The organism is Zoogloea sp. (assembly GCF_041904905.1).
In the GTDB taxonomy this organism is placed as follows: Bacteria; Pseudomonadota; Gammaproteobacteria; order Burkholderiales; family Rhodocyclaceae; genus Zoogloea.
Genome location: NZ_JAYRMI010000011.1, coordinates 70029 through 80077, shown reverse-complemented (window position 1 = coordinate 80077; position 10049 = coordinate 70029). Strand labels below are relative to the sequence as shown.

13 protein-coding genes are annotated in these 10049 nt (G+C 69.7%); 5 read left to right on the top strand and 8 right to left on the bottom strand.

The window, feature by feature from the left end:
- Together ACE3N6_RS05370 and ACE3N6_RS05365 are read left to right on the top strand one after the other, a co-directional pair.
- The coding region (locus ACE3N6_RS05370) for a transposase (protein WP_374244154.1) at positions 1 to 239 on the top strand (239 nt) is incomplete at its 5' end.
- Positions 240 to 877: 638 nt separating this feature from the next.
- Positions 878 to 1033: a hypothetical protein gene (locus ACE3N6_RS05365; RefSeq protein WP_374244153.1), complete on the top strand. Its 156-nt coding sequence runs from the start codon at positions 878 to 880 to the stop codon at positions 1031 to 1033.
- Between the two features lie 89 nt (positions 1034 to 1122).
- Here ACE3N6_RS05365 and ACE3N6_RS05360 read toward each other — a convergent pair whose 3' ends face one another.
- Positions 1123 to 2343: a murein transglycosylase A gene (locus ACE3N6_RS05360; protein ID WP_374244152.1), complete on the bottom strand. Its 1221-nt coding sequence runs from the start codon at positions 2341 to 2343 to the stop codon at positions 1123 to 1125.
- A 46-nt stretch (positions 2344 to 2389) separates the two neighbouring features.
- Between ACE3N6_RS05360 and ACE3N6_RS05355 the strand changes: the two genes are divergently transcribed.
- Genes ACE3N6_RS05355 through ACE3N6_RS05345 form a run of 3 tightly spaced genes read left to right on the top strand, consistent with a single transcriptional unit; the run spans position 2390 to position 4387 of the window.
- Complete coding sequence (locus ACE3N6_RS05355) at positions 2390 to 2587, top strand: hypothetical protein (protein WP_374244151.1); 198 nt, start codon at positions 2390 to 2392, stop codon at positions 2585 to 2587.
- Positions 2580 to 3443 carry an ATP-binding protein gene (locus ACE3N6_RS05350; RefSeq protein WP_374244150.1) on the top strand — a complete coding sequence of 288 codons (864 nt, stop codon included), beginning with the start codon at positions 2580 to 2582 and terminating at the stop codon, positions 3441 to 3443. Before ACE3N6_RS05355 ends, ACE3N6_RS05350 begins: the two co-directional genes overlap by 8 nt.
- The gene (locus tag ACE3N6_RS05345) at positions 3440 to 4387 is read left to right on the top strand and encodes a Nudix family hydrolase (protein WP_374244149.1); all 948 of its coding nucleotides are present in this window, start codon (positions 3440 to 3442) and stop codon (positions 4385 to 4387) included. The genes ACE3N6_RS05350 and ACE3N6_RS05345 overlap by 4 nt, the downstream gene beginning before the upstream one ends.
- Before the next feature lie 16 nt (positions 4388 to 4403).
- Here the strand turns inward: ACE3N6_RS05345 and ACE3N6_RS05340 are convergent, their stop codons facing one another.
- The 7 genes from ACE3N6_RS05340 to ntrC all read right to left on the bottom strand — a co-directional run bounded on the left by ACE3N6_RS05340 (position 4404) and on the right by ntrC (position 10004).
- Positions 4404 to 4607 carry a DNA gyrase inhibitor YacG gene (locus tag ACE3N6_RS05340; protein ID WP_374244148.1) on the bottom strand — a complete coding sequence of 68 codons (204 nt, stop codon included), beginning with the start codon at positions 4605 to 4607 and terminating at the stop codon, positions 4404 to 4406.
- Positions 4607 to 5362 carry a cell division protein ZapD gene (gene zapD, locus ACE3N6_RS05335; RefSeq protein WP_374244147.1) on the bottom strand — a complete coding sequence of 252 codons (756 nt, stop codon included), beginning with the start codon at positions 5360 to 5362 and terminating at the stop codon, positions 4607 to 4609. Before zapD ends, ACE3N6_RS05340 begins: the two co-directional genes overlap by 1 nt.
- Positions 5363 to 5411: 49 nt before the next feature.
- A complete protein-coding gene (gene coaE / locus ACE3N6_RS05330; RefSeq protein WP_374244146.1) occupies positions 5412 to 6044 on the bottom strand; it encodes a dephospho-CoA kinase in 633 nt (210 codons plus the stop codon).
- Complete coding sequence (locus ACE3N6_RS05325) at positions 6041 to 6790, bottom strand: SPOR domain-containing protein (RefSeq protein WP_374244145.1); 750 nt, start codon at positions 6788 to 6790, stop codon at positions 6041 to 6043. Before ACE3N6_RS05325 ends, coaE begins: the two co-directional genes overlap by 4 nt.
- 79 nt (positions 6791 to 6869) lie before the next feature.
- Positions 6870 to 7583 carry a type III pantothenate kinase gene (locus ACE3N6_RS05320; RefSeq protein WP_374244144.1) on the bottom strand — a complete coding sequence of 238 codons (714 nt, stop codon included), beginning with the start codon at positions 7581 to 7583 and terminating at the stop codon, positions 6870 to 6872.
- Complete coding sequence (locus tag ACE3N6_RS05315) at positions 7583 to 8383, bottom strand: biotin--[acetyl-CoA-carboxylase] ligase (RefSeq protein ID WP_374244143.1); 801 nt, start codon at positions 8381 to 8383, stop codon at positions 7583 to 7585. Before ACE3N6_RS05315 ends, ACE3N6_RS05320 begins: the two co-directional genes overlap by 1 nt.
- Positions 8384 to 8600: 217 nt before the next feature.
- Positions 8601 to 10004: a nitrogen regulation protein NR(I) gene (gene ntrC / locus ACE3N6_RS05310; RefSeq protein WP_374244142.1), complete on the bottom strand. Its 1404-nt coding sequence runs from the start codon at positions 10002 to 10004 to the stop codon at positions 8601 to 8603.
- Positions 10005 to 10049: the final 45 nt, after the last annotated feature.

The following is a 10049-nucleotide window of genomic DNA, read 5'->3' as shown; positions in this document are numbered from 1 at the left end:
AGGAGCACCGCACCAAGATCCACAGCACCAACCCGCTCGAGCGCTTGAACGGCGAGATCAAGCGGCGCACCGACGTCGTGGGCATCTTCCCCAACGAGGCGGCCATCTACCGCCTGGTCGGCGCCTTGCTGCTTGAACAGAACGACGAATGGGCTCTGCAGCGCCGTTACATGACGCTGGAAACGCTCGCCGAAGTTGGCGACAATCCCAACGTCAGCCTGTCTGCACTCGCAGCCTGACTCGCTCTCCTGCCAAACCGGAGACGATGACCCGCCGACCGCTTCTGCTGACGCTTCTTACACCACGCACCGGGACACGATCCCCGCCCGCCGAAATGCATGCGCACCTGCCCGTCGACGAATCGGAAGCCCTCGTCCTCGCCACCACGGACGAGCCGGTTGCGTTTGTTGAAGTAATGGACGAGTTCGGTCAGGGGCACGATGGTCTCCGGGATGCAGGATGGATGGCGTTGGGGTAGATCGCCAGCTTCGCACGGTAGCGTGGCAGGCCGTGCGCGCAAACCATGAATTTAAGAAAAACTTATTACAAATCTACGTTCTAACCCCACCCACCGGCCACCCGAAGTACCCCGTTCGGGCAATCCGCTCGCATCCCGACGGCGGCGGCGAAGCGTTTCACCGCCAACCCGAACGCGCTCACCTTCAAGCTGGACCAGTTCACCTCGGACTTGAACCAGTTCACCTTGGACTTGAACTGGTTCACCCCGGACCTGAACAAGTTCAGCTCAGACCTGAACCGGTTCACCTTCAAGCTGAACTAGTTCACCTTGGACTTGAACTGGTTCACCCCGGACCCGAACTAGTTCAGCTCAGACCTGAACCGGTTCACCTTCAAGCTGAACTAGTTCACCTTGGACTTGAACTCGTTCACCCCGGACCTGAACAAGTTCGGCTCAAACCTGAACCGGTTCACCTTCAAGCTGAACCAGTTCACCTCGGACTTGAACTGGTTCACCCCGGACCTGAACAAGTTCGGCTCTGACCTGAACCGGTTCACCTTCAAGCTGAACTAGTTCACCTTGGACTTGAACTCGTTCACCCCGGACCTGAACCAGTTCACCTCAAACCCGAACCAGTCCCCCCCGGGCCCGCACCGCCCCCCTCAGCGCGGCACCTGATCCCGTGGGTAGAGCACCCACATCTCGCCCTTCTGGCGCATCCGCCCGGCCTGGGCGCCGGCTTCGGCGCCGAAGCCCCAGTAGAAGTCGCCGCGCACCCCGCCCTTGATGGCGGTGCCGGTGTCCTGGGCCAGCATCAGGCGGCGCAGGGGCTGGCTGGTGTTGGGCTGGGTGGTGGCAAGGAACACCGGCGCCCCCAGCGGAATGCTGCGCGGGTCCACCGCCAGGCTGCGCCCGTCGGTGAGGGGCTGACCCAGGGCGCCCACCGGACCGCCGGCGGTGTTGGGCACCTCGCGGAAGAACACGTAGCTGGGGTTGGCGTTGAGCATCTCCTGCAGCCGGCCGGGGTTGGCCCGCGCCCAGCTCTTGATGCCGTCCATCGACGCCTGCTCCAGGCGCAGCTCGCCCTTGTCGGCCAGCCAGCGGCCGATGGATTGATAGGGGTGGCCGTTGGTGTCGGCGTAGGCGATGCGCACGATGTTGCCGTCGGGCAGCTTCACCCGGCCCGAGCCCTGCACCTGCAGGAAGAACAGCTCCACCGCGTCGTCGGCGTAGAGGATGGCCTTGGCCGCAAACCTGTCGGCCATCCGCGCCAGCTCGGCGCGGGAGTAGTACGGCACCACCTTCCTGCCCACCAGCCGGCCGCGCAGACGCTGGCCCTTGAGGTCGGGCAACACCTCGCCCAGGTCGATGGACAGCAGATCGTCCGGCACGCCCAGCACCGGCCAGGCGTAGGCGCCGCCCTTGTGGCGGCTGCCGGTGATGAGGGGCTCGTAGTAGCCGGTGATGAGGCCCTCCTTCGTGCCGTCCGGGTTGCTCACCCGCCACGGGGTGAAGCGCGACTCGAAGAAGCTGCGCACCGCCGACGCCCCCGGCCGCTCGCCCAGCCCGCGGGCCGCCTCGCACACCGGCGCCCACACCGCCTGCCGGCCGATGGCCCGGCACGAGGCCAGGAAGGCCGGCCAGGCCTCGTCGATGGCGTCGCCGCTCCAGCCGGGCAGATCGGCCCAGGCCGCCGGCTGCAGCGGCCGGGCCAGGGGCTGGGGCGCCGAGGCGCCGCCGGTGGGCGCAGGCACCGTAACGGCCGGCGGCGTCGCCGGCGCGGCGGGCTGCGCCACCGGGGCGGACGGGCCGCTCGCCGGACGCGGCGCACCGGCGCAGGCGGCCAGCAGCAGCGCGGCGCAGGTGGCGGAAAGACGGGACAAGGCAGGCGAAGCGGGGATGGCTCGGAGGGGGCGGAGGGGGCGGAACATGGATGGGGTACACTCGCGGCTGGCAATCTTCACCCGCCCGAGTATAACCACCGGCCTGTCGGGCCGGGCCCGCAAAGGATGCGCCATGTGGCTCGTCGGCCTCGAACTCGGCCTTGTCGCGGCGCTGCTGGCCATCGTGGCCCTGGCCCTGAGAAGCCCGCCCAAGAACGACACGGATGACACCCCCGATGACTGATCTCAACCAGTTCCTCTCCCGCGCCGAGCGTCTGCTCGAACGCCTCGAACGCTTCCTGCCGGCCGACGCCGCGCCCCCCGACTGGAGCGCCGCCACCGCCTTCCGCTGGCGCAACCGCAACAAGGCCAAGGCCCTGGTGCCGGTGCCCCGCCCCCACCGGATCCGCCTCGACGACCTGCAGGACATCGAGGAGAAGAAGGAACGCATCGTCGCCAACACCCGCCAGTTCCTGGCCGGCAAGCGCGCCAACAACGTGCTGCTCACCGGCGCCCGGGGCACCGGCAAGTCGTCGCTGGTGAAGGCGCTGCTCAACGAATTCGCCGGCGCCGGGCTGCGCCTCATCGAGGTGGACAAGGACGACCTGATCGACCTGCCCGACATCGTCGAGCTGGTGCAGGACCGCCCGGAGCGCTTCATCCTGTTCACCGACGACCTCTCCTTCGAGGACGGCGAGCCCGCCTACAAGGCCCTCAAGAGCGTGCTCGACGGCTCGCTGGCGGCGGTGCCCGACAACGTGCTGATCTACGCCACCTCCAACCGCCGCCACCTGATGCCCGAGTACTTCTCGGAGAACGCCGCCACCAAGCACCTGGACGGCGAGGTGCATCCGGCCGAAGCGGTGGAGGAGAAGATCTCCCTCTCGGAGCGCTTCGGGCTGTGGATCTCCTTCTACCCCTTCAGCCAGGACGAGTACCTCGCGGTGGTCAATCACTGGCTGGGCGAGTTCGGCGTGCCGGCCGACGCGATCCCCGCCGCCCGCGGCGACGCGCTGCAGTGGGCGCTGCTGCGCGGCTCCCGCAGCGGCCGGGTGGCCTGGCAGTTCGCCCGCGACTACGCCGGACGGTTTGAATCATGAGCCAGCCCCAACGCAAGATCGTCCACGTGGCGGCGGCGGTCATCGCCCGCCCGGACGGCAGCTTCCTCCTCGGCCAGCGCGCGCCGGACACCTTCTACCCCGGCTACTGGGAATTCCCCGGCGGCAAGGTGGAGCCCGGCGAGACGCCCCGCGACGCCCTCGTCCGCGAGCTGGACGAAGAGCTGGGCATGAAGGTGGACGTGGCCTGGCCGTGGATCGTCCGCGAGCACGAGTACGAGCACGCCCACGTGAGCCTGCACTTCTTCGAGGTGCCCGCCTGGCACGGCGAGATCGACGACAAGGTACACGCGGCGCTGGCCTGGCAGCGCGCCGACGCGATGGACGTGGGCCCGATGCTCCCCGCCAACGGCCCGATCCTCAAGGCCCTGCGCCTGCCCCGCACGATGGGCATCACCCACGCCGCCGAGATCGGCATCGACGCCCAGCTGGCGCGGCTCGACGCGGCCCTGGCCGGCGGGCTGCGGCTGGTGCAGATCCGCGAGTCGGCGCTGCCTGCGGATGAACGCGACGCCTTCGCCCGCGCGGCGGTCGAACGCTGCCACGCCGCCGGCGCGCGGGTCGTGGTCAATGACGACGCCGACCTCGCCCGCACGGTGGGCGCCGACGGCCTGCACCTGCCCGCCCGGCGGCTCGCGGAGATCGACGCACGGCCCGATCTTGAATGGGTCGGCGCGTCCTGCCACGACCGCGCCGAACTGGAAAAGGCCGCCGCCCTCGGCCTGGATTACGCGCTGCTGGGCGCGGTCAAGCCAACCGAAAGCCACCCCGGCCAGCCCGGGCTGGGCTGGGAGGCGTTCGGCAAGCTCGTGGAGCGCCTGCCCCTGCCGGTGTTCGCGCTGGGCGGGCTGGCGGCGGACGACGTGACGGAAGCCAAGGCCGCCGGCGCCCACGGCATCGCCGGCATCCGGGCGATCTGGGGGTGAACGAAAAACCGGCCGCTCAGTGCGGCCGGTTGAGGGGATCGGCGTCGTTGTCGAGGGGCGTCTCGCCCGCCACCCGGTATTGATCGGTCGCCCAGGCACCCAGGTCGATCAGGCGGCAGCGATCCGAGCAGAACGGCCGCCACTTGTTCTCGGGCACCCACTCGACGGCGGTGCCGCAGGTCGGGCACTTGACCACGCGGGGCTTGCCAGGGGTCGTCATCACAGATTGCAGAAAGTCAGCTCGAAGGGCACGTCGATCTCCACCTGCCCGGGGCGGGTGACGGTTTCGGCGTGCATCAGGCGGATGTTGAGGGCGTACTTGTTGGCGCTGGTCTCCGGCACGCACATGGCGCTGCCGTTCAGGCGGATGCGGATCATCTGCACCGTGCGCCCGCCCATGGTCTGCTGGAAGGCGCCACGGTGGGCCACCTGGGATTCGGGCCGGCCGCTGGCGCGCAGGAGGCGCAGCACGATGGCGAGCCCGTCGCGGATCGGCAGCAGGGGCTGGACCCAGGCCATCAGGTCGCGGCGGCGCAGCTCGGCTTCGCGGTTGAGCCAGTGGTGATAGGACGGGAGATCGAATTCGCAGGCACCGCCGGGAATCGCCGCGCGGCTGCGGATGTTCATCAGCCATTCGTTCTCGCGCAGATACTGGCCGGTCTTGCCGGCCATGGCGAGGAGCGAGGCGGAGGCCTGCTCGATCTCGTAGAGGGCGCCGGAGAGGGCCTCTTCGGAAATCTGGGGGTTGTTGCGGAAGGACAGGAGGATCTGGCGCTGGCGTTCGAGTTCCTGCACCAGATCGACCTTCAGATCGGCGCGGCTGGCGACTTCGAGGATCTCGAACAGGGTGACGAGGGCGACGTGGTGTTCGAGGGAACCCTCCGCCCGAACGAAATGCATGACCTTCTCGAAAAGGTCTTCCAGCCTCAACAGCGTGCGGATCCTCTCGTTGAGGGGATATTCGTAAGTAATCACGCGCGCGCCTGGATAGGGAGTGGAAAATTGACGGTCAGACCCGCGCGAATCATAACACAGGCCCCTTGGCGGCGCGGGCCAGGTAGTCGCGGTGCAGCCGCGCCACCTGGGTGCGCAGGGCCTCGAGGGAGCCGGCGTTATCCACCACGTCGTCGGCCGCGGCGAGGCGGGTGGCGCGGGACGCCTGGGCGGCCATGATGGCCCGCACCTGACGGGCGTCGAGCCCGCTGCGGGCCATCACCCGCGCCACCTGCACGTCTTCGGGGCAGTCGACGACGCACAGGCGGGCCACGCGCTCGCGGTAGGCGCCGGACTCGATCAGCAGGGGCACCGCGAGGATCGCGTAGGGCGCGGTGGCGGCGCGGCACTGGCGCTCGCTCTCGTCGCGGATCATGGGGTGCAGGATGGCCTCGAGGCGCTTGCGGGCGGCGGAGTCTTCAAAGGCCAGGGCGCGCATCGCCGGGCGGTTGAGGGCGCCGTCGTCGGCCACCACGCCGGCACCGAAGGCCGCCTCGATGGCCGCCATGGCGGCGCCGCCGGGGGCGGTCAGGCGGTGGGCGATGAGGTCGGTGTCGACGATGGCGGCGCCGAGTTCATGGAAGACCGCTGCCGCGGCGCTCTTGCCGCTGCCGATGCCTCCCGTGAGCCCGACGACGTAGGGCGAACCCGGCGCGGCGCTCATGGGGCGCATTCGAGCCGGCTGGCGCCATGCAGTTTGTCGGACAGGTCGCTGGCGAGGGTGGCGAGGCTGTCGGAGGGGCCGCGCACCTCCACCTTCACGCCGCTGCCGCCGCGGGTGGCGATCTGGGCGCTGCGCACGCCTTTCTCCCGCAGGAGGGCGAGGTGCCGGCCGGCGGCGGGCTCGTTCCTGAACAGCCCGAGGGAGATCGCGAACTGATTGGGGCCGGCGTCCTGCACGATGAAGAGGTCTTCCACGCCCAGGCGGCGCAGCTCGGCCACCTTGCGATCGGCGCCTTCCTTGCTGCCCTGGCTGGGGATGTGCACCCACCAGGAGCTTGCGCCGGCACCGCGAGTCTCGGACAGCTTGAAGCCCGATCCGGTCTTGGCGACCCGCGCGGTGAGTTCGGCAGCCTGGTCGGCGCTGAGGCTGCCGAAGGCGACGCAGGCCGGCGGCGCGGTGTGCTCGGGGGCGGCGGGCCTGGCGGGAACGGGCTCGGGCGCAGGGGCCGCTTCGGCCGGCGCTTCGGCGGGGGCGATGGGCAGCGCGGCCTTGGGTGCGACCGCCACCGGCGGGGGCGACGCCGGCGCGGCGTCCACCACCAGGCGGAGCCGTTCGGGGTTGAGCTGATTGCTCAGACGCTCGGGCTCGCCGGTGGACGCACCGGCGCCCAGCCCGCCTTTCCAGACGGCCAGCGCCAGCAGGTTGGCGAGGACGAGAATCAGTACCGTTACACGTAAAGTGGCCATGACCGCAAGACTAACCCATCACAGTCGACGGGAAAAGGCACCGAATGCCCTGCAGGCGTGGCAAGGCGCGCCGTGACAATTATTGACGCATATGCGACAAGCCTTCGAGCACGAGGTTCTCGACGACCCGCAGCGGGCATTCGAGATGCGGCGCGAGGCTGGCCGCCGCCCCCCCGTTGAGCAGGCACACGGCGTCGGCCTCGCCCGCCACCAGCCGGAACATGCGCTCGATGGCGCCAAGCTGGGCGTGCAGGCAGCCGGTGACGATGGCGTCGGCGGTGCGCCGTGGCGTGGCCTCGAAGCGACCGTCGGTAAAGGGCAGCTGGGCCGTGTCGCGGGCCAGCGAGAGGCGCATCAGATCGAGCCCGGGGAGGATCGCCCCGCCCTGGAAGACGCCGGCGCCGTCGAGCACGTCGGCGGTGGTGGCGGTGCCGGAGGTGACCACCAGCGCCGCCCGCCCGTGGAGCGCCCGGGCGCCGACCAGCGCGGCCCAGCGATCGGCCCCCAGGCGCGCGGGGTCGAGGTAGGCGTTGCGCACCCCGAAGCCTTCGCTGCGAGGCCGGATCCACTCGGCCGCCACGCCATGGGCGGCCAGCATGGCCCCGAGCCGGCCGCCCACCGTGGCGCCCGCCACGTTGGCGCCCAGCATGCGCCGGACCGGCCCCAGGTCGGCGAGCACGTCGGCAAAGCCATCCAGCGCGGAGAGCAGCACCGCCCCCTGGCCGTGCCAGCGGTCTCCGTCGTGCAGCCCCCACTTGAGGCGGGTGTTGCCCACATCGAGCAGCAGATCCATCAGGCCAGCCTCAGGGAAACTTCGCCGGAGAGCACCCGGCGCACGCCGTCCGGCGTGGCCAGCAGGAGGGCGCCGTCGTCGTCGACCCCGGCGCAGGTGCCGGCGAGTTCGTGGGCTTCGCCGAGGATGCGCACCGGCAGGTCGGCAAAGGCGTTGCGCTGCTCCCAGGCCCCGCGCAGGGCCGGGAAGCCGGCGGCGGCGTAAAGCTCGAGGAAGTGGTGGAGCTGCGCCAGGAGCAGCCCAAGGAGGCGGTTGGGCCCGGGCGGCGAAGCGAGGCAGGCGGCCAGATCGGTGACGCCGATGGCGGATTCCACCTGGGCGTCGGGCGGCAGGCGCAGGTTGAGGCCGATGCCGATCACCGCCGACGGCTGGCGCCCACGGGACGACAGCTCGACGAGGATGCCGGCGAGTTTCTTGCCGTGGATGAGCACGTCGTTGGGCCACTTGAGCTGCACACCCTCGACGCCCAGCTCTTCGAGGGTGCGCGCCACCGCGAGGCCGACGACCAGCGAGAGGCCGGCCGGCATGTGGGGCGCGGGCGTGAAGCGCCAGCGCAGCGAGAAGGTGAGGCCGGCCCCCGGCCAGGACAGCCAGCTGCGGCCGCGCCGGCCGCGCCCCGCGGTCTGCCGGTCGGCCGCCAGCACGGCGATCCGCCCGTCGTCGTCCGCCGGTGCGTCGATCAGCCGGCTGTTGGTGGAGTCGCACTCCGGCATCGCCGTGAGCGAGAACTGTCCGGCCAGCTCGCCCAAGGCCGCCGCGACCGCCCCCGCATCGAGGGCTTCGAAATCGGAATGGCTCAAGAAGAATTACCTGATCGTTGAAACGAATCGGTAATTATGGCGGACAGGGGCAGAAATTGGGGAGCCCGCGGCTTCAAGCGCCAGACAAGCTCCCAAGCGAAAGGGGCGAGAAACCGTAGCGAGCCGGCCGAGGTTGCGACGAGAAGCGCAGCCGTACAGGCGTACGGCGAGCATCGCAGTTGCGGGATCGGCCGGCGCAGTAGGTTTATCGCCCCTTTCAGGCGTGGTCGGGTTCTTCTAGTCCCAGCTCCTGGATCTTGCGGGTGATGGTGTTGCGCCCGATGCCCAGCAGCTGGGCGGCCTCGATGCGCCGCCCGCCGGTGGCGGACAGGGCGCGGCGGATGAGGATGCGCTCGAAATCCCGCGAGAGCATGTCGAAGACTTCGCCCGGGTGCTGGGCGATGGCGCGGTCGGCCTCGGCCATCAGGGCGTCGCCCCAGTTGGCCGGGTGCTCGCGGGTGGGCTGGTCCTTCAGCTCGGGCGGCAGGTCGGCCACCTCGACCGTCTGGCCCGGCGCCATCACGGTGAGCCAGTGGCAGAGGTTTTCAAGCTGGCGCACGTTGCCGGGGAAATCGAGGCTCTGCAAGTACTTGAGGGTGGCGTCGGAGAGGCGCTTGGCCTCGACGCCCAGCTCCTGGGCCGACAGCGAGATGAAGTGCTTGGCGAGGGCGGGGATGTCCTCGCGGCGCTCGCGCAGGGGCGGCAGGCGCAGGCGAATCACGTTGAGGCGGTGGAACAGATCCTCGCGGAACAGCCCCTGACGCACCCGCTCTTCCATGTTCTGGTGGGTGGCGGCGATCACCCGGACGTTGGCCTTGATCGGCTGATGGCCGCCGACCCGGTAGAAGTTGCCGTCGGACAGCACCCGCAGCAGGCGGGTCTGCAGCTCGGCGGGCATGTCGCCGATTTCGTCGAGGAACAGGGTGCCGCCTTCGGCCTGCTCGAAGCGGCCGCGGCGCATGGTCTGAGCGCCGGTGAAGGCGCCACGCTCGTGGCCGAAGAGTTCGGATTCGAGCAGGTCGCGGGGGATCGCGGCGGTGTTGATGGCGATGAAGGGGGCGTCCTTGCGCGGGCTGTGGCGGTGCAGCGCACGGGCCACCAGCTCCTTGCCGGTGCCCGACTCGCCGTTGATGAGCACCGTGGCGTGGGATTGGGCAAGCCGGCCGATGGCGCGGAAGACTTCCTGCATCGCCGGGGCCTGCCCCAGTATCTCGGGTACCGAACTGAGCGCCTCGACGGCGCCGGCCTGGTGGGCGCTCTCGTCGATGGCCCGACGCACCAACTCGACCGCCTGATCCACATCGAAGGGCTTGGGCAGGTATTCGAAGGCGCCGCCCTGGAAGGCCGCGACGGCGCTTTCGAGATCCGAGTAGGCGGTCATGATGATGACCGGCATCTGAGGGAAGCGCGCCTTCACCTTGGAGAGCAGGGCCAGCCCCGATTCGCCGGGCATCCGGATGTCGGACACCAGCACCTGGGGCGGCTGGGTGGCGCTGTCGAGCGCCGACAGCACTTCGGCCGCCGTCCCGAAACTCTTGTACGGGATCTCCTCCCGGGCCAGGGCCTTTTCGAGCACCCAGCGGATGGAGCGGTCGTCGTCAACAATCCAGACAGAATTCATGTCAATCACACGCACAAAAGTGAAACAGGCAAAAGGTTCGATCGA

Bases quoted from the DNA above. Each gene is read 5' to 3' on its own strand.
- ACE3N6_RS05320 (WP_374244144.1), bottom strand. From the start codon at position 7,583: ATGGATCTGCTGCTCGATGTGGGCAACACCCGCCTCAAGTGGGGGCTG.
- ntrC (WP_374244142.1), bottom strand. From the start codon at position 10,004: ATGAATTCTGTCTGGATTGTTGACGACGACCGCTCCATCCGCTGGGTG.
- coaE (WP_374244146.1), bottom strand. From the start codon at position 6,044: ATGAGCGCCGCGCCGGGTTCGCCCTACGTCGTCGGGCTCACGGGAGGC.
- ACE3N6_RS05340 (WP_374244148.1), bottom strand. From the start codon at position 4,607: ATGACGACCCCTGGCAAGCCCCGCGTGGTCAAGTGCCCGACCTGCGGC.
- ACE3N6_RS05350 (WP_374244150.1), top strand. From the start codon at position 2,580: ATGACTGATCTCAACCAGTTCCTCTCCCGCGCCGAGCGTCTGCTCGAA.
- ACE3N6_RS05325 (WP_374244145.1), bottom strand. From the start codon at position 6,790: ATGGCCACTTTACGTGTAACGGTACTGATTCTCGTCCTCGCCAACCTG.
- ACE3N6_RS05355 (WP_374244151.1), top strand. From the start codon at position 2,390: ATGGATGGGGTACACTCGCGGCTGGCAATCTTCACCCGCCCGAGTATA.
- ACE3N6_RS05345 (WP_374244149.1), top strand. From the start codon at position 3,440: ATGAGCCAGCCCCAACGCAAGATCGTCCACGTGGCGGCGGCGGTCATC.